Raw genomic sequence first — 19,943 nt, forward strand, 5'->3', positions numbered from 1 at the left:
TGCATGCATCCTCATGTGGCATCGCGAGGCGGGCGAGGCGGGTGTGGTCCGGCACGCACCAACTGGCCTTGTCGGGATAGGCGAAGAAGGACACCGGGGGCTTTGCGCCGACCAGCACCAGCAGATCGAAAGGTGCGAGGAACTCGAGAATCTGTTCGGCGAAATAGGGAATGGTGCGCACGTCCGCGAACGGCGCGCCCCCGCGCTGGCGCGGCGCGAACGTATCGGCCAGCAAGGCGGCCCCCGTAGCCGCGGCGATACGCTGTGCGGTCTCGATGCCCTGAGCGGTCAGCGCCTCGCCACGCAGCAGGATCGCCGGCTTCGCCGCCGACCGAAGCTGCTCTGCGACCTTGGTGATCGTCCGGGTCGGGACCGATGCCAGCGCCTGATGCGGCAGCGGATCGGCAGGCCCCTCCGCTTCGCCCCAGGCGACATCCGCCGGCAGGATCAGCGTAGCGATCTGGCCGGGCGCCGCCCGCGCGGCGCTGATCGCGCGCGCGGTGTCAGACCCCACGGTATCGGCGCTGACGGCGCTATGCACCCAGTGCGACACCGGGCGCGCAAATCCGGCGATATCGGACGCCAGCGGCGCATCGTAGCGCAAATGGCCTGTCGCGTGGTCGCCGACGATGTTGATCAGCGGGGTGCCGGCCCTGCGGGCGTTGTGCAGATTGGCCAGTCCATTGGCCAGGCCCGGACCGAGGTGCAGCAAGGTTGCGGCCGGACGGCCCGAGATACGGCCGTAGCCGTCCGCCATTCCCGTCACCACGCCCTCGAACAGCCCCAGGACGCTCCGCATCCCGGGAACCTTGTCGAGCGCGGCGACGAAGTGCATCTCCGACGTTCCCGGGTTCATGAAGCAGGTATCGACGCCGCCGGCCAGCAGGGTCCGCAGCAGGGTTTCGGCTCCGTTCATCGGCGATCTCCTTTGTCATGGTTTGGGTGGTCGCCGAGCCAGTGGGCGGCCGCTTTCGCCGCCATCGCCATCGTCGGCAGATTGGGATGGCCCGAGACCAGGTGCGGCATCACCGAGGCATCGACGATACCGAGGCGATCGACGCCGTGCACGTTGAGCTCGGGATCGACAACCGTGCCCGCGCCGGTTCCCATCCGGCACGTGCTCGCGGGATGATATTGCTGGGCCGCTGTCTGGCGGATGAAGTCGTCCAGTTCGGTGTCGGTGTTGATCGGGGCGGGCAGGATTTGCTCGCCCCGGAAAGGTGCAAGCTCGGGGGCATTGCCCAGGGCGATGGCGCGGCGAAGACCCTCGCGAAGGGTCGCGAGATCGTGCGGGTCGGCCAGCGATTGATATTCGATCCGCGGCCGGTCCATCGGGTCGGTCGAGCGTAACGAGACACGCCCCGTGCTTCGCTGCGACATGAGCTGGACGCGAATTCCATAACCGTCTCGATAGGGCCGGCCCGGCCACCAGCGGTCGGCATGGGGCGGCGCCAGATTCAGGAGATATTCGATGTCCGGTTGCCGCAGCGCCGGGGCGGTCCGTTCGAACCCGACCAGCACCCCCGGCAGGCGCGTCCCGGGACCGCTGCGCAACATACCTGCGCGCAGCATGCTGACCCCAAGCCTGTCGATCCGCAGCGACGCATGCAGGGCACTGTGATCGTTCCGTGTCCATCCGGTTTCAACCGCAAGGTGATCCTGCAGTCCCAGGCCCACCGGCAGATCCGCGATCACGGGCAAGCCCATGCTACCGAGATGCTCAGCCGGCCCGATCCCGGACAATAGCAGCAGGTGCGGCGTGTTGATCGCCCCAAGGCAAAGGATCAGCCGGACCGCGGCTTCGGCCCGCCGGATCTTGCCGTTCTGGAGATATTCGATCCCCCTCGCGCGTTGTTTCTCGACGATGATGCGCGTCGCATGCGCACCGGGCCGGACGGTGAGATTGCGGCGCCGCATCGCGGGACGCAGAAAGGCGTGGGCCGATGATGAACGCCGGCCGTCGCGGATCGAGAACTGCAGCCAGCCGAAACCTTCCTGCTCATTGGCGTTATAATCCGAATTCAGCGCCCCGCCTTGCCCCGCGACCGCGTCGAACCAGGCGGCCATGATGGGGTCGGAGCTGGCCGACGCGACGATTCCCACCTCGCCTTCGCTTCCGCGTCGCGGGTCGGGCGGACCGCACCAATGCTCGATCTCCTTCAAGAACGGCGCCAGCGACTTGTGGTCCCAGCCATGCGCGCCTGCTTCTGCCCAGCGGTCATAGTCCGCGGCGTGGCCGCGCGTCGCGGCAAAGAAATTGATCGAAGAAGTTCCGCCGAGCACGCGGCCATGCGGGACCCACTGACGCCGGCCCATCAGCGTGGGATCGGGCTCCGAGCTGTCCGCCCACTGGAACATTCGTCCGCGCAGCATGGGCGCCGCGCCGACCGGGATCGAGATCAGCGGATGCCTATCCCGTCCGCCCGCTTCCAGCAGGAGAACGCGGGCGCCGTCGTCGCGGGACAGCCGGTTGGCAAGGACGCAGCCAGCCGATCCAGCGCCGACGATTATATAGTCGAAGGTCTCTGACACGGCCCGGACATCCTCTTCCATCCACACTTTTCGCAGCAGGTATCTGACATAAGTCCGAACTCGTCAATGGGCTGTGCACTGCCGTTGTGGGGTGAGCCGGGGGCGGCTGGGGCTTGTCAGCGGCGTTATAATTGGCCTAATGATAGAATTAGAGCGTGCCAGCGCGGAGTTTTTCGGAGCCTTGAATAGAGTGGCTGGTCGACGAAAGGGGCCCAACATTCGCGGTTTTCAGGCCATGCTCGGAGCGAGCAAGCGGATTGAAGGCATCTCATGAAGACAGAGGCTGGCGGCGCCGAATTGGTCTGGAGTCTAATTCTGCGAGGTGAGCGTTCGGCAGATCGGAACTGGCATCCGCCGGACATGAGGGAGAGGTTGATGAGCAAGCGTTTCGACGGCGTTTTCCAGTTCGCTTATGTCGTGGAGGACCTCGACGCTGCGATCGAGCATTGGGCGCACACCCTCGGCGCCGGGCCCTTTTTCGTGATCAGGCACGCCCGCTATGCGGCGGCGGAACATCGCGGCGAAGCGCACATGCCCGATGTATCGCTGGCCTTCGGTTACAGCGGTGACGTGAACATCGAGCTCATCCAGCAACATGACGACACGCCATCGGTTTTCCTCGACTTCCTCAAATCGCGCGGTCCGGGCCAGCAGCATGTCGGGATCATGAGCCGCGATCTCGAAGCCGATACCGAGATGCTCGCCGCGCGAGGTGTCGCGATGGTGCAGCGGCTGGTCAACGAGAGCGGGGTCGAGACGCGCTTCTTCGACACCGAGCTGCATGGAGGAGCCATGCTCGAATTGATCCAGGCCAGTCCCGAGACGGCGGCGGCCTTCAGCTTCATGAAGGCGGCCGCCGAGCAATGGGATGGCGTCGACGCCATCGCATCGGTCCCGGACGCCGAGGCCTGATGCGCGAACTTGCACCTTGGCACATTGCAGTATAGAAATAGACGTTAGTCAGAAATAGCTTTGCCCGAAGCGCGATTGGCGGTCGGCATACGCATGCGAGAGGCCTTATGAAAATCGGTGATATCGAATATTCGTCCCTCAAGGGGAAAGTCTCCGACGCGGAATGGCGGGCGCGCGTCGACCTCGCCGCGATATACCGATTGATCACGCTCTTTGACTGGTGGGATATGAGCCAGTCGCCCGCCGGCGCGCGGATCCCCGGGACCGACCACTATCTGTTCAACCCGATGGGGTTGTTGTTCGAGGAGATAACCGCGTCGTCGCTTGTTCGTATCGACCTGAACGGCGAGACAGTTTCGGACACGCCCTTCTCGATTCTTCGGGGAGCCTGGTACCCGCTCCAGGCGGTGTTCGCCGTCCGCGAGGACGCAAATTTCGTGATCCACTCGCACGACCGCTACGCCGCGGCGCTTTCGGCGCGCCGAGACAAGTTGCTGCCAATCTCGCAACCGGCGAATTTCGCGCTGGCCGAGGGCGTCGCCTATCATGACTATGACGGCGTCGAGACCTATGAGGACAAGATGGCGCCGGTACAGGCTTCGCTCGGCGACAAGAATTATCTCATCCTCCACAACCATGGCATGGTCACGATCGGCGCGCTCGCCCCGATGGCCTTCGGTCGCATGGCGAATCTGCGTTCTGCGTGTGAAATCCAGCTTCTCGCAGGTCAGGACCACGACCTTATCTCGGTTTCCGAGCATGTGCGGCCCGTTTTCGCCGAGGAACTGCGAAAGGGCGTCGTGGTCGACAATCTGTGGCCGGCGCTCTTGCGTAAGCTCGATCGTCTCGATCCCGGTTACGCCACCTGAATTTTGCAGGGCTAAGCGGCGGGAGGCTTTCGGGCGGCCGCATTCGAGAAAATGGTCAGGCTGATAGCCGTCGCCCCGCTGTGCACGTGGCACAGGGCAGCCTCCGGGGCCAACCGGTCCAAACCGATTTCAGATCGCTTCGGCGATTTCCCGGTGCGCGCCGCGCGCGGGACGCAATTACTAGACTAAAATCCGATATTTAGCCGGAAGTGATCGACCGCGGTGCGGCCTTGCTCCCGGCTATGCGCAAAGCTCCCATGCAACCTCCACTCTAAATTGGACTTGCGTTCAATATGGTTGGCTGTAAGTTCGGTCTCGAATTCCCGGCCAACAGGGAATCGAAAGAACGCAGGAAGACATTTTGCCGCTTCGGCACTGCCCAGGCGGTGTCGCTGCGCGATGCTCAGGACGCGTTTGAGCGAACCTAAGGGAGGATGATCATGATGAAGACCCGTCTCAAATTTAGCCCGCTCGCTTGCGCAGCCCTCGCGCTGTTTCCGCTGAGTTCCGTTGCCTATGCGCAGACCGCGCCCGCGGATGCGGATGCGGAAGCCGGGGACGATGCCGGCGACACCATCGTGGTGACAGCCAACCGGCGGGAAGAATCAGCGCAGAAGGTCGGTATCGCGGTGACGGCGCTCGCACCGCAAATGCTCGAGAACGGAGCGATCATCCAGAGTTCGGACATCGCCAAACTCGTTCCCGCACTCAACACCATTCCCAATGCCGGCTCGCCGGTCACGGCGTATTCGATCCGCGGCGTCAGCTTGCCCGACGGTTCCGCGCAGCAGGAATCACCGATCGCCCTCTACCAGGACGGTGTCTATGTCGCGAACACCGCTGCGGCGGGCTTTCCCGTTTTCGACCTTCAGCGCGTCGAGGCGCTGCGGGGGCCGCAGGGGACGCTTTTCGGACGCAATGCAACCGGCGGTCTCATTCAGTTCATTTCCAACAAGCCCGAGGAAGGCTTCAGCGCGCAGATCGAAGGTTCGCTCGGTTCATACGAACTGCGTCAGCTCGAGGGTTTCGTCAATTTCGGCAATGACGTCATCGCGGTCCGCGTCGCCGGATCGCATCTCGAATCGGATGGCTTCATCAACAACACTCTTGGCCGGAACCTGCTGACCCGCAACGTCGACGCGCTCCGCATCCAGGTTCGTTTCGAACCCAACCCGGACACCGTTTTCACGCTGCGCGCGGAAGGGTTCGACCAGAAAGGGACTGCGCGCGCCGGCAAGCATGTCGCGACCTGGACCCCGCCCGGAGCGCTCTACCCCGAACCGCTGCCCGCGGACGTCGATGCCTGGGGCGGCGGTCCCGGGAACGATCTCTTCGGCTATCGCGACACCAATCCCGACCCCTACACGGTCGAGGTAAATCGTCCGGGCTTTCTGACCAAGAACAACAAGACGCTGGCGCTGACCTATGAGCAGGCTCTCGGGATTGTCTCGCTCAACTCGACCACCGCCTACACGCGCACCAAGGTCGGCTATCTGGAGGACTCCGATGCCGGTCCGACCGACAGCCTCGTTTTCGCGACCGGTTCCGATGTCGACACGTTCAGCCAGGAGCTTCGCTTCCAGGCCGATCACGGCGGCTTCCGCTGGACCGCGGGCGGCTATTACATAAAGATCGACGGTGATTATGATGGGAGCTTCACCGTTCCCGAATTCTTCGGCTTCTCGACGCGCTCTCAGGCACTCTTCAATCAGACGACACGCTCCTTCTCGCTTTTCGCGCAGGGCGAATATGATCTGACCGACCGGCTGACCTTCATCCTTGGCGGGCGGTATCAGTGGGACAAGAATGAGCTCGATCTCGCGGTCGACTGCATCGACTTTACGCCCGACAGTTGCGCGGTGATCTTTCCCGGCTATTCGGACGGCGCCCCCGGCACGCTCGGAACGCTTCGCAACGTGGCACAGCAGCAGAAGAACGATGACTGGAGCGGCAAGGTCGGCCTGAATTTCCAGGCCACGCAGGATCTTCTCTTCTACGTGAGTGCCAGCAAGGGACTGAAGGGCGGTGGTTGGACGATTTCGCCCGACGGAACCTCGCTCGTCGACCGGTTCGGTTTCGGGCCCGAAAAGCTCTATGCGTATGAGGGCGGGGTCAAAACGACTCTTGCCGACGGCAAGGTGACAGCCAATCTGAGCGCCTTCTACTATGACTATAAGGGCGCACAGACCTATTTCTTTTCGGGTGTCACAGCGACCGTGTTCAATCAGAACGCGACGAACAAGGGGTTTGAAGTCGAGGTCAACGCCCGCCCGTGGCGCGGCGGCAATATCGGGTTCAATGTCGCCTATGCCGATCCGATGGTGAAGGGCATCGTGACCCCCGAAGGAGTCCAGTCCCAGCGGCCGACGCTCGCCTCGAAATGGCAGGTCGGCTGGAATGCGGGCCAGTCGATCGACCTCAGCGACCGGGCGAACCTCTATCTTGGCTATGTCGCCAAATATACGAGCAATCGTTATTTCAACATCGTCAACGAGCCGCTGCTGCTTGGCAAGGGCTACACGGTCCATGATCTCAACGCCAAGCTCACACTCGACGACCGCTACTGGATCTCTGTCTTCGCGAGCAACGTGACCGACAAGAAATATGTGAGCGCGATCTTCAGCCAGGCGCCACAGGGCTATGCGCTGCTCCAATACGCCGAGCCGCGCGTGATCGGGCTTCGCGTCGGCGCCAAATTCTAGTCGGATGACTATGCGGGGCGGCCGGTCAGTCCAGCCGTCCCGCTCCAGCTGTTTCCCTGACCCCGGGGCTTCGGGGCACAATCCCCTTCAACGAGCATCCAGAGGAGTAATTCATGGCCGACGGCGGCAGGACATATCGGGAGACCGGGTTCGCGGCGACGCCCGACATGAATCTCTATGTCCGCGAATTCGGTGATCCGGGAGCTCCCAAGGTTCCGCTCATTGCTCTTCATGGCTATTGGCGCACGTCACGCGACTTCGAGGAACTCGCCGAACATCTCGCGCCCTGGCGCTATATCCTGACGCCCGACATGCGCGGCCGCGGTCGGTCGGGTCGTTCGACCGATGTCTCCGATTATGCCTTCGAACGGCTCGTCGACGATATCGCGCGTCTGCTGGCTGCCCGCGGTATCGCGCGCGCGGTCTTCCTCGGCACTGCGCTTGGCGCCTATGTCGCGATGCGCCTCTGGCAATTGCGTCCGGAACTCTTTGCCGGCTTCATCTTCAACGACACCGGGCCCGAAGCACCGCCCAGCGCAGGCGCCAAGGCGGCGACCTTCTCGGGCGGCGGCGAGCGCAGCTTCGACGAAGCATTGGCGATGATCAAGGAGCAGAATGCGCCAGGTTTTACGCGCTACGGCGATGCGGAGTGGGTGAAGATGACGCGGCGCGCCTATTGGCAGAATGAGAATGGCGCGTGGGTTCGCGATTTCGATCAACTCACCAACCAGGATATCCCGCGGATGAGGGCTGTCACCCCCGACTTCTGGCAGGAGTATAACGCGATCAGCGTCCCGATCGCGGTGCTGCGCGGCGAGAATTCCGAGTTCCTGACCAGAGAGCTTGCCGACCGGATGGTCGCGGCCAATCCCCATACGACGATCTACACGATCCCGGGCTGTGGCCATCCGCCGATGCTCTGGGAGCCCGAATCCTACGCGGCGGTGGACGAGTTTCTCGCGCGCGTCGATGGGTAAGGCGACGCCGGGGTCGGGTGACCGGACCCTGGCGGCGGCCGGGCTCGCGGGACGACGCGCAAAGGAGGCTCGATGACGGGTTTCGTGAAGTACATGGAAGAGTCGGGAGGGCGGGGGCCCTATTTCGGATGGCGCGTCATTTTTGCGCTCGCGCTGCTCGGCGCGGTGCTGATCGGTGTCGCCATCTCGGCCTTCGTCATGTTCGCCGTGCCCCTGAGCGCGGAGTTTGGCTGGAGCGAAAGCGAGACCGGCGCGCTCGTCTCGGCCATGTGGCTCACCGGGCCGCTCGCTCTTGTTCTGGGGCCCGCCGTCACGCGCCTCGGTGCGTGGCGGATGGTGGTCTTCGGCATGGCCGTACAGATCGCGACGCTCTTCGCGATGCCATGGGTCACGACCTACGAGCAGATGGCGGCGGCGCGGGTGGTGATGGGCATCGGGATGGTCGCCATGGTTCCGGCGGGTCCGGTGATCGTCGCCCAATGGTTCCGCCGGCGCTTTTCCACCGCAATGGCCATCGTCTGGTCTTCTTCGGCTTTCGGGCAGATATTCATCGGCCCGCTCACCGTATGGCTCTACGAGCATTATGGCTGGCGAAACGCCGCAGCGCTGCTCGGAGTGCTTGTCGGCCTGTCGCTCGCAGTCGCGATCGCGGTGGTCCGGGGCGGGCGATCGCCCGAAAGTCTCGCCATCGATGTGGCGGCGATCGAAGGCGCGGCTCCCGATGCCGGACAATCGGCCGACAGGCCAGCGACCGCCGCCATGGGTCGGCCCTCGCTGCTCCACATCAACTGGACAGCGGCGGTGCCCATGTCGGTTGCCGCGCTGTGCGCCGGTCTCGCCACGATCGCTCTCCAGGCCGAGGCGCCCATCTTCCTCGATGCGCTCGGACTGACTCAGGCGCATGCCGCGCTGCTGCTCAGCCTCTTCGCCGCGACGGCGCTCGCGGGCGTGATCCTTTCGGGCTGGATGTGCGACCGGTATCCGCCGATCGTGACGAGCCTGGCCGTATCGCTTGCCTTTTTCGCGGGCATTGCGGCGCTGTGGCTCGCGGTCAAGGGGCTTTCGGCGGCAGCGGCGACACTCGGGATGGGGCTTCTGGGCTACGGCCTGGGAGGAGGCGAGATTCTCTGGGTGACCCTGTTCAAGCGGCAGTTCGGCTCGGCGGTGTTCGGGGCGACCTATGGTCTCTTCTATTGCTGCTTTCAGCTCGGCATGGCGGCTGGTGGCCCGGTCGGCGGTCTGGCGTTCGAGCGCTGGGGCGCGTCCGGTTTTGTCGCCGCACTGGCGATCGCCTACGCCGTGCCGACGCTTTTCGGTGCCTGGCGTCCGGGGCGGATGGCGGAAACGCATCTCGGAAAGCCGGCATGACGCCATCGGCATGTCGAACGACCTCTTTTGCCGGCGCCCGCCGGATCCTGAAATGAAGGCATATTAAATGAACAAGGACGACATCATTGTCATCGGCGCAGGGATCGCGGGGCTTGCGGCGGCTGACGAGCTGCGGCGGGCAGGGCGCTCGGTCACCGTCGTCGAGGCGAGCGAGCGTCCTGGCGGACGGGTGCGGCGGGTCGCATACAAGGGCGATTCCACCGAAGCTGGCGGGCAGGGCATTCACAGCAATTACGAACAGATGCTGGCCATGGTCGAACGCGAGGGTCTGACGCAGGACCTCATGCCGTCGTCCGAGAAGATTGTCTTTCTCGACAAGAGGGGAAAGTCGAAGCTGCATACGTCCAGCACCGATCTGCCGCTTATCGCAGGCCCGCGCGGCGCGCTGGACCTGATGAAATTTACCGCGAAATATTTCTCGTTCGCCAAGCCGTTCGAACAGTTCGAAACCGCCGTCGACATCCCTGAATATGACAATGTCACGGCGGCCGAAGCCTTCAGAAGCTACAGCGAGCCTTTCCACGATTTCGTCCTGAAGCCGATGACCCACGCGATGGGCAATTGCACGCCCGAGGAGACCAACCTCTATTATGTCGTCAACAGCTTCAAGCTCGCCCTGACCACCAAAAGCTTCGCGCTACGAACGGGGAACGCGACGCTGCTGGAGCGGCTCGCCGCCAAGCAGACCGTGATTTACGGCGCGCCGGCCGAAAAGCTGTTGACCACCGGCGGCCGCGTCGATGGCGTTCAGCTGGCGGACGGCCGCGCGCTCAAGGCTTCGCACGTGATCGTCGCCTGTCCGGCGGGGCATGCCGGGACGCTGGTTCCCGACGAGTTCGGTCCGGCCAAGAGCTTCCTGTCCGGCTTTGCCCATATTCCACTTCCGCTCGTATTCTTCTTCCTCGACCGGCCCGTGGGCGGCGGCGTCGCGCGCTGGTTCGGCCACGCCCACCGCACCGCCGTCTTCAACATGGCGGTGGATCACGCGATGAAGACACCTTTTTCGGTGCCGAGCGGCAAGTCGATCATCTCGGCTTGGCCGACCTATCCGCACACGCTCGATCTCGTGAAGCAGAGCGACGCGGACATCATCGCCCATGCTCTGGACGACATGGAGGCCTTCGTCCCGCAGATCCGGCAATGGGTCGAGCACGTCGAGGTTGTCCGACACGACTGGGGAATCGCGCGTTATCCGGTCGGCGCACATCGCCGCATCCTCGACTTCAAGGCCTATGCCGAAGGTCTGGAAGGCGTGTCGTTCGCGGGAACCGACTACGATTTCATCCATATGGAGGGCGGGCTCCTGAGCGGACAACGCGCAGCTCGTCGTGCGATGCGAGACGGCTGACGAGCCGCGCTTCTCGGCCGCACGGCCATGCTGGGCTGCCCGGCACAGCGCATTGCTGTCTGGCGCACTCCTCAGGCGTCGCTGAAATCGAGATCCAGCGGCGTCCTGCGTGCACGATCAAGGAATTTTGCATATTCGGCGGCGGGCACAAGCGAGCCGCCGGTCGTCCACACGACATGGGCCGCGCCCGCCATCAGCGGACCCAGGCCGCGCGCGGCCAAAAAGGCTCTGCCTGCCGCGCTCTGCGTCAACATCAGCGGACCCGCCATTCCTGCCGCGGCCGACGGCTCGATCGCCAAGCCCAGGGCCTGTTCCGCGCTGCCCAGCAAGGCGAACATCTGGTCGTCGGTCAGCGTGTACGCACCGTCGAGGCGCGTATGCATGAGCGGTGCGACGAGAAGCGAGGCCTGGCCGACCGCAAGTCCATCGGCTTCGGTGCGATTGTCGAGCCCCAGCGAATAGACCGACATCGGCGTGTCGCCAGCGATCATCTGCACCATCATGCAGGGAGAGGCGGCGGGTTCCGCGAAGACGCAGTGCACATGATCGCCGAACAGCTGCTTGAGGCCGAACGCTATGCCCCCCGGTGCTCCCCCGACCCCGCACGGAATGTAAACGAAGAGCGGATGCTGCGCATTGACCGCGATCTTCTGTTCGGCGAGTTGTGCCGCCAGTTCGCGCGCCGCAGCGGCATAGCCGACAAAGAGGTCGAGCGAATATTCGTCGTCGACGAAATGCGAACCCGGGTCTGCCTCGGCTTCGCGGCGGCCCTGCGCAACCGCATTCGCATAGTCGCCTGCATGTTCGATCACGACCACGCCGTGATCGCGCAATCGCTGCTTCTTCCACTCCTTCGCGTCGCTCGACATGTGGACGATCGCCCGGAACCCGAGTGCTGCCGAAATCAGCCCGATGCTGAGCCCGAGATTGCCGGTGCTGCCGACGACCACCGAATGCCGGCTGAAAAGTTCGCGCGCCTCGGGCGAGGCCAGGGCCATGAGCGGCGCGTCCGGCGCGATGAGTCCCTGCTCGATGGCGAGGCGCTCCGCGTAAGCGAGCACTTCGTGAAACCCGCCGCGGGCCTTCACCGATCCGGCAATCGGCAGTTCATGATCGGCCTTGACCAGCCAGCGCCCCATCTGAGGGTCCGCGCCGAGCGCCGCCCCCAGCGCATCTGCCGCAATCAGGGGCGAGTGGGTGACCCGGCCCGCTGCGGAGCGCGAAAAGAGCTTGGCAAGGAGCGGCTGAGCCCGGTCCAGCCTTGCCTCGGCCGCAGCGATATCGATCGCGGGCTCGGCCGCCTCCGGGGCTCGCCCGGCCGCAGGGTTGATCCAGAGCGATGGTTGCTTCTCGCGCAGCCGATCGAGAATGGTGTCGTTATGGCTCATGGGCCGATCCTTATTCGGCGTTAGTCCAAAATCAGATAGCCGAAAGGCGGTTGGGGTCAATGATGAATTGGCGGGCGCGCGACCGCCCGGGCATGGAAAACGCGAGCTTGGCGGCGCGCGTGGCGCTGTGCGCGCGCCTCAGTCTCCTGCCTTCTCGCACGCGCCATGCAGACCGAGATTGGATTTTTGCTAATTTGCCATTACGCGGTACAGCAACCGCAGCGCCATCCGAGGCGCGGCGCGGTACCTCATCATCTCTCCGGGGCCCGAATTCGATGAAAAGCAGCAGCGGCGCGAAAGTCACGCCGAAATCGACCCACCGCAAGAGTCGTTCGGAAGCGGCGCAGCGTTCGCAACTCGCGCCGGTCCAGGGTCGCAGCAGGAGACGGCACGAAGAAATCGTCGATGCGGTCAAACGTCTGCTGCGCGACGTGAACATCGAAGATCTCAGTCATTCGGACATCGCGGCCGAGGCAGGCATCTCCAAGCCCTCGGTTCATTACCATTTCCCGACCATCGCCGCCTTGCAGCTCGAACTGGGGCGACGCTTCGACGAGGAACTGCATCATATCCTTGTCGAGCATAGCGAGCGACTGCCGCGCGATGGCAAGCGCACCTGGCAGGAGGAGATGCGGGCAGGCGCGCTTGTCGCACGCGAATATTTCAACGCCAACCGTCCGGCCTGCGAGGCGCTCTACGGACCGATGCTGCACCGCGAGAACCGGCTTGCCAGTTTCGAGCATAACTCGCAAACGGGAGCCGCGATGCTGAAGGCGCTCAGGCGCCGCTTCGAACTGCCGCCGCTCCCCGAACTGGAGGCGGTCTTCACCGCAAACGGCGAAATCCTCGATCTCTTCTGGTCGGCTTCCTACTTGCGACACGGGGTAATCGACGACGCCGCCTTCGAGGAATCGATGCGCGCCAGTCTCGGCTATCTCCGGAACTTCTTTCCCGACCTGATGCCCGCGAAGGTGATAGCGCCCGACGAATCCAGCGACACCGCAGAGCTCGTCAGCGACTGATCGCGGTGTTTCCATCTCGAAGCGGCGAGAAAGCAGCCGGGGCCGTTGCCGACGACGCCATGACCTTGGGCGCCAGATAGCGGCTCGACGCCTGTGGAGACGGTTCTCAGCGCACGCTCGTATCAGGCTGATTCCGACCGATGCCGGTCATGCAAGCAGTGCTCTGCAGAGGCGGCGCCGCTTTCTCGCTCGCCGAATGCGGGCCGTGCGTGGGCTGTGGCCGCATGGGTCGGCACTGCCTCCGGTCGTCAGCCGATCGGTGGAATTGGCTGGCCCGTCGCATTCCAACCGGATGGCCGATAGGACAGCTTGGCTGTCAAATGGATGTGCGGGATTGATCGGACGTAAGTCCGATTTATTGGGGTTGGAGTCCCGTCGCGCTTGGAGCCTCTATGATCGGCATACGGTGGCTTCGGCGGCCGCCGACAGCGGCTGGCCGCCTTCCATCGCCATTCCGCCGTCAGAACGCCGGGGCTGATCCTGTTTCGGGATTATAGGCCGGGTTCCCGGGGTCGAGCGGGTCTGCGGCGGGGCGCGCGGGCGGGTTGGCGGATTCGGCCCAGGCGCGCGTGATGAGGTCGCGCAGCATGCTCGCGCCTATACCGGTGCGGGCATAGACCAGTTCACGCGCGGGCCTGGAATCGGGGGTTGCAAAGGCTGCCAGCTTGTCGAGTTGGTAGACGCGTTCCATGTTCGCCGCGCTGTCGTCGAGAAACGCCAGAACGCTGTCGAACAGATCGCCCTTCTGCCGCGCGAGCGGTGCGACATGGGCAGCCACCTGCTTTTCGGTCAGGCCGATCATGTCGACAAACTGGCTTTCGAAGCGACTGTGAATGGTGCGATCGGTGGTATAGCCCTTGGGGTTGTCACCGCGCCAGCCATCGCTGTGAATCGAGGCATGCAGCGGCTGCGCGCCATCGCCGATATAATGGCCCATCCGGACGACATCATAGGCCAGAGCCTGATCGATGAAGCGTGTATCCTTGCCCTCGTCGGCGAGGCGCCGGTGCCAGCGCATGCCCGCCACCAGCCGACCATAGGCCTCGACGATGGCGTAGGGCATCGTGCCGGTCCAGCGCACATTGGTCCGCAGCGCCTCGTCCGAAGCCGGGTCTGCCACCTTGCGCTGGTGGTCGAGCAGCGCGATGACGAACTCGTACCGCGAACGGGGCTTGGCCTGCATGAACGCGAACTGCTCGCTGAACCAGCCGTGATTGGGGTCCTCCTCGATCTTGGAAAACGGTTCGGACGGCGAGCGCCAGATATCGGGCAGGCTGGCGAGGCCGCCGATGAAATCGATATGATCCTTGAGGAAAACCGGGCCGTCCTGCGGAATGCTGGTGATCGCCGCGCGGTTGATGGCAGTGTGCGCGGTCGTTCCCCATGCCAGTGCCGGTGCCGGAACGGCAGCAACTGAAAGATGAAGCGCAGTGGCAAGGGCAAAGAGCGATCGGGACATGGACTTTCTCCGGTATCGGACAGTTTGATCAGGGGTCGAGCGGGTCGCGGGGATCGACATGGAAGGTCTGGCGCGACGGCAGAAACTCGAACGCAAAGGCCGTATCGGCCGCGGTAACCCGGCCCGGCACGACGCCGGTTTCCTGAAGGGTACGGGTCATCAGCCCCTCGCTGCCGATATAGCCGGCGGTCGCCGGGTCGGTGACGATCAGCGACGGACGGTCGGTGGGCAAGCCGGCGGCGAACAGCAGCCGCGCACAATTGCGCAAATTGGTGGTGGTGTGCCGGGCATGGGGTTCGATGAGGATGCGCTCCGCCGGGACATTGTACTGCTCGATCAGGATGCGCTTCATCTCGACCGCCTCGTTGAACGGGGTGCGGTTGGGATGGACATTGCCGCCGCTCACGACGATGAACGGCGCAAGGCCGGCGGCAAACAGATCGGCGGCCCGGGCCATGCGGATATGGCCCAGGGGGCCGGTGCGCGACTGGGCATCTTCGGGACCATGGCCGAAGACCAGCAGCGCGGGATAGCGGTAATCCGCCCAGCGCGTGCGGGCCGCCAGCCTGACAGGCGCTGCATTGCTGCCCTGGAGCAGCGGACGATAGGCTGCGGCCTCGGTACGCTCGTTCATCCGCAACAGGCCGATGGCATATCGGGCGGGCGCATCGAAGACCAGATCGCCGGGCCCGCTGCCTGCCGCCGTGACTTGCCCATGCGCACCGAGCACGGCCGCAAAACGCTCGTCCCGGGGATCGAAGATCATGCCGTCGATCAGCGGATAGCGCGGTGCGGTGCCCTTGGCATAGACCGCGATCACCTGGTTCATTCCGGCGGCGGTATCGGCCCAGGCGGCGGCGAGCAGTGCGGAATCGGCCAGTGTCTCATGCCGGGCAAAGCGTCCCGACAGACGCATCTGCCGCGTTACCAGCGCCTGCAAGCGCTCTGAATCGGCGGACAGGCGCCGCAGCGCATCGTCGACGATGGCGATATCGGCGGTCGTCCATTCCCACGCTTCGGCGAGGCAGACAGGCTTGGGCGAACAGCCGGGGGCCGATTGAACCCGCTCCGCCCGTTGCCTGGCGAGAGCCGCCAGCGTGGCGTCGTCGCGGATTGCCTCGCCCCAGCCGGGGGTCGTGCGCACCATCACCAGCAGCGGAAAGTTCAGTGTTTCAAGCGTTTCGTCAAAGGGCGCGCTATAGCCCGGTGGATCGATGGCCAGGGCAGCAGCGGGCATGGCGCAAAGGGCCAGTATGGCCATGAACATGCGAAACAAGCGCTTCATCAGCGGCACTTTCCGATCACCGGGTTACAACGCCATCCGCCCTGGAAGGGCGCGACGTGATAGCGGTTGCCGTGCACATTGGGCGCGGCAAGATAGTCGGTGGAGATCACCTGCGCCCCGCTTGCCAGCGTCCGGTCACGCCGGTCGGGATCGTTGCGGCGTGCTTCGTCGGTGTCGATATCGGCGCGCGACCGGACGATATACCCGGCGCGGACCAACTCGGGGATACGCTCGGGCCGGGTCAGGGCATTGTCCACCAGCACGAATGCGGTGTGCGCCATCCCGGGCAGGCCCTGCACAAAGGCGGCGCGGCCCTGCAGCGAAGGCCGATCCTGCATATAGGGCGCGAAGGTCTGAAGGTTCAGACCCGGCACCAGATAAAGGAACACGAACCTGCCGCGCATCTGCGACAATCTGGGCCAGGCCCTGGCGAGCGCAGCCTGTTCCAGCGTCGCATGGTCGCCGCGCAACTGGTCGGGGGTGAAGATCCGCCCAGGCCCCAGGATGTCGCGGATCGACGCATCGACCTCCTCGAACGCGGAAGCATCGAACGGGGGTACCATCGCCGCACCTTCGACAACACGACCGAGCGCTGACGATTTGGGTTCGAGCAGCACGAACACCGGACTGTGGGCTGGGTTGGCATCGGACCAGCGCCGCATCAGGCTGAGGCAGTCCCGAAAAGCCGGGCACTGGCTGCGAAAGTCGAGATCCGCGACGTGCAGCACCTTCATCCCCGGCTGCCGCAAGGCATCGGTGTAAATCGGCGCCAGATCGCGCACGCCTTGCGCGCGCAGCTGGCGATAGGGCAGGGGGTCGGCATAGAGCCCGCCTGCCGGATCCGGGTGGAGATCAAGCTCGATGCTGCGCACGCCCATGCGCAATTGCGCCTCCAGCGGCATCTGGACATAGTCGAGCGAAATCGCCGGGTCGCTGATCCCCGCCGGATGCTCTTCGGCCAGCGCGGCGCGCCGGTCTTCGGGCAATTGCTGCGTCATCGCGGCGTAGACCGCGGCCAGTTGCGGGGCCATCAGCGCCATGGCGCGCGCATCGGCGGGGATCGCATAGCTGTTGTGCGTCCCGATGACCTGAATCTCGTTGAGTCTGGGATCGGCGCGCTCCTGCGCTGGCGAACCGGCACCAGCGGCGGCGGGCATGACTGCCGCCGCCGCCAATGCTGCACCCAAGGTCAGGTGCTTCACCATTTGCGGGTCACCACGAAGCGCACGTTGCGGCCGAACAGCGGACGTCCATAGATCGCCTGGCTCGCGCCTTGTCCCGCGAGCTGGTCGGTACGCGGGTTGCCCTCGGTCAGGCCGCGCGCGTTGGTGATATTGTCACCCACGATCTGGAACGACCAGTTGGCGTAATCGGCGACGATGCCCGCGCCGAGCGTGTCATAGGCAGGCAGCTCGGTGAGGTTGAACAGATCGACGAAGCGCTTGCCGGTATAGTTGTAGCGCAGATAGGTCTGCACCTGCAGGTCGCCCAGATTGAAGAACACGGTCGGGCGGAAATTTCCGTAGATCTTGGGCTGGCGGATCAGCTGGTTGCCATCGACCGCCGCTGCCGATGCGCCGAATTCGTTGACCAGATCCGAAATGGTCGGATCGCTGACCGTCACCGTGCCCGCCAGCGACAGCCAGCGCACCGGGCGGATATCGATATCGGCTTCGACGCCCTTGGTCACCGCCGAGCCGATAAAGGTCAGCGGGACGTTGTTCTGCCCGGTATTGGGGTTGAAAGCCAGGAACGAGGCGTTGAACGGATCGAACTTGGTATAAAAGCCGGTCAGATAGGCCGAGACTCCCGGTAGCGCGATCTTGACGCCCAGTTCGTACTGGCGCGCCTTGGGGGTGACATTGGCCGCACCCGAATAGACGTTGAACTCGCTCGGTACGCGAAAGGCCTCTGCGACGCGGGCATAGACACCGAAGGACTGGCTGATGTCGTAATTCGCACCGACAGTCCAGGGCGTCACGTCTTCGGTGAAGCGCCGGTTGGTTGGCACGCCGGTATAGGCGCGCGTCGCATTGTCGGCGAGCGTGGTCGGGTCGCCCAGATTGACCGTCGTCTGCCCGATGCCACAGCCCTTGAAGACATAGCGTTCGTGGCGGATGCCGGCATCGATGCGCAGATTGTCGGTCACCTGCCAGGTGTCATTGGCGAAAACGGCCCACATCGTGACATCGCTCTCGCCGGCGGTCAGCGTGGTCGAATACCGCAGCACGCCCTTGTCGGTCACCGATCCCAGCACCTGGCCGGTCGCCGAATAGGCGAGCAGGTCGAGCGTCCGCGGCTTGGTGGCCAGTTCGAACAGATAGTCCTGATAGCGCTGGCTATATTCGTTGCCATAGGCGGCGGCATAGCCGCCGAAGACGACGCTGTGCTTGCCCAGACCCGTTTCGAACTCGCGCGACAGCCGCAGTTCGCCCTGGCCCGAATAGAAGTCCGAGGAGATGGCACGATATTGCGCGCTCAGCACCAGGCCCGATGTCGCGGTGGGATCGAATACCGTCGCACCGCCGGTGCCGCCGATCGCATAGCCCAGCCGCGCCACGGTGGCGGTGGGGGTGTTGAACGCGGCGCGGGCTGCGGTCAGGAAGCTGTTGGCAAAAACGGTGCTGTCGACCGGGTTGGTGGTCGAATAGAGCGCATCGAAATCGACCCGGCCATCGGTGAAGCGGCCCTTGGCATCGAACGTCCAGTCGCCGATCTCTTGCCGATATTCCAGGCCGATGCTGTACATCTTGGTGTGGCGTCCATCGGCGAGGTCACGATCCTCGACTGTGGTGCCGCCGGCGCCGTTCGAATAGAGCAGGCGCGCGTTGCGCAGCGCCGGCGTATTCAGCGTGCCTTCGAAATAATCGAGGAAGCGATCGAGCGAGACCGAAGGGTTGCGCGGATCGGCCACCGGGATCGGCAGATAGAAGACGTTCTTGTCGTTGAGGTACAGGACCGAGAGCTTGACCTCGCCCGTGTCGAACGCATGCCGGATATTGGCGCGGAACTGGCCGCCGTCATCGCTGGGGAAGCCGTTCGGGCGATAGCCGTCATGCCGGCGGATGAAACCGCCTGCGGCGAAATAGGTGCGCTCACCGATCGGCCCCGAATGGTAGGCATCGAGCCGGTACAGCCCGGTATCACCCAGAGTGACGCGCACCGCGCCTGCGGGCGTCTCCGAACCGGTCACGGTGATCGCATTGTAGATGGCCGATGCGTTGCTGGCGAAGATCGGGGCCGGGCCCCCGCGCACGAATTCCACCGTCTGCGTCATCAGGTCGACACGGTTGAGCACATCGCCCTTGAAGAACGGGCCGTCATTGTCGTGATAGATCGGCAGGCCGTCCTGATGAAAGGCCTGGAAGCTGCCTTCGTTGGGGATGCCGCGCAGGCGATAGACGTTCTGCACCTCGCCGCCCGTGGCTTCCGCATGGATGCCGGGAATATTGCCGAGCAGATCGGCGAAGTTGAGCGGCGCGAGCTTCTGGATGTCGTCATTGGACAGCGCGGTGACCGCATAGGACACATCGAATTTGCGCTGCTCTGTCGCCGACCCCGTGACGATGATCTCGTTGCCCGTCGACGCCGCGCGCGTGTCCTTGTCTTCATCGGCATCGGTTCCGGCTTCTGCTGCGGGTGCCCGGGCGGCAGTCTGCGCATGGGCTGCGGCGACAGGACCGGTTGCCAGGGCCGTGCCCAGCAACAGGCGAGCAAAAAAAGTGCGTGATTTCATGGTGCGATTCCCCCGCCGTGATTGGCTGGGCAGGCCATTAGGGGGCGAGCATGACCGGCTGTATACGATTTGATGACAGCTCTGGGTGGTTCGCAAGTCAGTTCATAGTTCGGCCTTCCATGACGCTGGTGGCACCACGGACCAGGAGCTCGCGCCTGGGCGCAGGGTAACGGTGGATGGGCCGGGTCGGGCCGCTTGGGCTGCCGGCTCGACGGGCTTGCCCATGGGCCAAACGCCTGACCAGGCACGCCTTAAGGAGCACGATCGCATTCGCCTTGCTGCAAGGCCGCAGCCTTGGAGCGGCGGGTGCGACTGGCCGTCGTC

General features: G+C 64.3%; 14 protein-coding genes. 7 read left to right on the forward strand and 7 right to left on the reverse strand.

Going from position 1 to position 19,943, the window contains the following annotated elements; genetic code table 11:
- Together DM995_RS19725 and DM995_RS19730 are read right to left on the reverse strand one after the other, a co-directional pair.
- Positions 1-916, reverse strand: a 916-nt coding sequence (locus DM995_RS19725) for an acetolactate synthase large subunit (RefSeq protein ID WP_116970773.1), incomplete at its 3' end; no start/stop codon positions are given.
- A complete protein-coding gene (locus DM995_RS19730; protein ID WP_116970774.1) occupies positions 913-2,553 on the reverse strand; it encodes a GMC family oxidoreductase in 1,641 nt (546 codons plus the stop codon). The genes DM995_RS19730 and DM995_RS19725, both read right to left, overlap by 4 nt.
- 354 nt (positions 2,554-2,907) lie before the next feature.
- Here DM995_RS19730 and DM995_RS19735 point away from each other — a divergent pair, with 354 nt between their 5' ends.
- The 6 genes from DM995_RS19735 to DM995_RS19760 all read left to right on the forward strand — a co-directional run bounded on the left by DM995_RS19735 (position 2,908) and on the right by DM995_RS19760 (position 10,729).
- Positions 2,908-3,444, forward strand: coding sequence for a VOC family protein (locus tag DM995_RS19735; protein WP_232824580.1), 537 nt, complete (start codon positions 2,908-2,910; stop codon positions 3,442-3,444).
- A 107-nt stretch (positions 3,445-3,551) separates the two neighbouring features.
- Positions 3,552-4,313, forward strand: coding sequence for a class II aldolase/adducin family protein (locus DM995_RS19740; RefSeq protein ID WP_116970776.1), 762 nt, complete (start codon positions 3,552-3,554; stop codon positions 4,311-4,313).
- A 440-nt stretch (positions 4,314-4,753) separates the two neighbouring features.
- Positions 4,754-7,015 (forward strand): TonB-dependent receptor, encoded by a 2,262-nt coding sequence (locus tag DM995_RS19745; RefSeq protein ID WP_198669523.1) that lies wholly within the window; start codon positions 4,754-4,756, stop codon positions 7,013-7,015.
- 113 nt (positions 7,016-7,128) lie between these two features.
- Entirely contained in the window at positions 7,129-7,992 is an 864-nt protein-coding gene (locus DM995_RS19750) for an alpha/beta fold hydrolase (RefSeq protein ID WP_116970778.1), read from the forward strand.
- A gap of 72 nt (positions 7,993-8,064) precedes the next feature.
- Positions 8,065-9,360: an MFS transporter gene (locus tag DM995_RS19755; RefSeq protein WP_116970779.1), complete on the forward strand. Its 1,296-nt coding sequence runs from the start codon at positions 8,065-8,067 to the stop codon at positions 9,358-9,360.
- A gap of 67 nt (positions 9,361-9,427) precedes the next feature.
- Positions 9,428-10,729 carry an NAD(P)/FAD-dependent oxidoreductase gene (locus DM995_RS19760; protein WP_116970780.1) on the forward strand — a complete coding sequence of 434 codons (1,302 nt, stop codon included), beginning with the start codon at positions 9,428-9,430 and terminating at the stop codon, positions 10,727-10,729.
- A 71-nt stretch (positions 10,730-10,800) separates the two neighbouring features.
- On the opposite strand, the gene dsdA is transcribed toward DM995_RS19760, so the two are convergent.
- Entirely contained in the window at positions 10,801-12,117 is a 1,317-nt protein-coding gene (gene dsdA / locus DM995_RS19765) for a D-serine ammonia-lyase (RefSeq protein WP_116970781.1), read from the reverse strand.
- A 59-nt stretch (positions 12,118-12,176) separates the two neighbouring features.
- Between dsdA and DM995_RS19770 the strand changes: the two genes are divergently transcribed.
- The gene (locus DM995_RS19770) at positions 12,177-13,139 is read left to right on the forward strand and encodes a TetR/AcrR family transcriptional regulator (RefSeq protein ID WP_157973390.1); all 963 of its coding nucleotides are present in this window, start codon (positions 12,177-12,179) and stop codon (positions 13,137-13,139) included.
- A 460-nt stretch (positions 13,140-13,599) separates the two neighbouring features.
- Here DM995_RS19770 and DM995_RS19775 read toward each other — a convergent pair whose 3' ends face one another.
- From DM995_RS19775 to DM995_RS19790, 4 genes are read right to left on the reverse strand one after another with little or no spacing between them, the layout of a single operon-like run.
- Complete coding sequence (locus tag DM995_RS19775; RefSeq protein ID WP_116970783.1) at positions 13,600-14,598, reverse strand: phospholipase C/P1 nuclease family protein; 999 nt, start codon at positions 14,596-14,598, stop codon at positions 13,600-13,602.
- A gap of 28 nt (positions 14,599-14,626) precedes the next feature.
- Complete coding sequence (locus DM995_RS19780; RefSeq protein WP_232824581.1) at positions 14,627-15,859, reverse strand: YdcF family protein; 1,233 nt, start codon at positions 15,857-15,859, stop codon at positions 14,627-14,629.
- A 23-nt stretch (positions 15,860-15,882) separates the two neighbouring features.
- Entirely contained in the window at positions 15,883-17,088 is a 1,206-nt protein-coding gene (locus DM995_RS19785) for a Ca2+-dependent phosphoinositide-specific phospholipase C (RefSeq protein WP_116970785.1), read from the reverse strand.
- Positions 17,082-19,619, reverse strand: a complete 2,538-nt coding sequence (locus DM995_RS19790) for a TonB-dependent receptor (RefSeq protein ID WP_232824582.1) — start codon at positions 19,617-19,619, stop codon at positions 17,082-17,084. Before DM995_RS19790 ends, DM995_RS19785 begins: the two co-directional genes overlap by 7 nt.
- Positions 19,620-19,943: the final 324 nt, after the last annotated feature.

The organism is Blastomonas sp. UPD001 (assembly GCF_003426715.1).
Taxonomy (GTDB): Bacteria; Pseudomonadota; Alphaproteobacteria; order Sphingomonadales; family Sphingomonadaceae; genus Blastomonas.

Excerpts from the sequence above, each read along its gene's own strand:
- DM995_RS19730 (WP_116970774.1), bottom strand. The coding sequence starts at position 2,553 with ATGGAAGAGGATGTCCGGGCCGTGTCAGAGACCTTCGACTATATAATC.
- DM995_RS19735 (WP_232824580.1), top strand. The coding sequence starts at position 2,908 with ATGAGCAAGCGTTTCGACGGCGTTTTCCAGTTCGCTTATGTCGTGGAG.
- DM995_RS19740 (WP_116970776.1), top strand. The coding sequence starts at position 3,552 with ATGAAAATCGGTGATATCGAATATTCGTCCCTCAAGGGGAAAGTCTCC.
- DM995_RS19745 (WP_198669523.1), top strand. The coding sequence starts at position 4,754 with ATGATGAAGACCCGTCTCAAATTTAGCCCGCTCGCTTGCGCAGCCCTC.
- DM995_RS19750 (WP_116970778.1), top strand. The coding sequence starts at position 7,129 with ATGGCCGACGGCGGCAGGACATATCGGGAGACCGGGTTCGCGGCGACG.
- DM995_RS19755 (WP_116970779.1), top strand. The coding sequence starts at position 8,065 with ATGACGGGTTTCGTGAAGTACATGGAAGAGTCGGGAGGGCGGGGGCCC.
- DM995_RS19760 (WP_116970780.1), top strand. The coding sequence starts at position 9,428 with ATGAACAAGGACGACATCATTGTCATCGGCGCAGGGATCGCGGGGCTT.
- dsdA (WP_116970781.1), bottom strand. The coding sequence starts at position 12,117 with ATGAGCCATAACGACACCATTCTCGATCGGCTGCGCGAGAAGCAACCA.
- DM995_RS19770 (WP_157973390.1), top strand. The coding sequence starts at position 12,177 with ATGATGAATTGGCGGGCGCGCGACCGCCCGGGCATGGAAAACGCGAGC.
- DM995_RS19775 (WP_116970783.1), bottom strand. The coding sequence starts at position 14,598 with ATGTCCCGATCGCTCTTTGCCCTTGCCACTGCGCTTCATCTTTCAGTT.
- DM995_RS19780 (WP_232824581.1), bottom strand. The coding sequence starts at position 15,859 with ATGGCCATACTGGCCCTTTGCGCCATGCCCGCTGCTGCCCTGGCCATC.
- DM995_RS19785 (WP_116970785.1), bottom strand. The coding sequence starts at position 17,088 with ATGGTGAAGCACCTGACCTTGGGTGCAGCATTGGCGGCGGCGGCAGTC.
- DM995_RS19790 (WP_232824582.1), bottom strand. The coding sequence starts at position 19,619 with ATGAAATCACGCACTTTTTTTGCTCGCCTGTTGCTGGGCACGGCCCTG.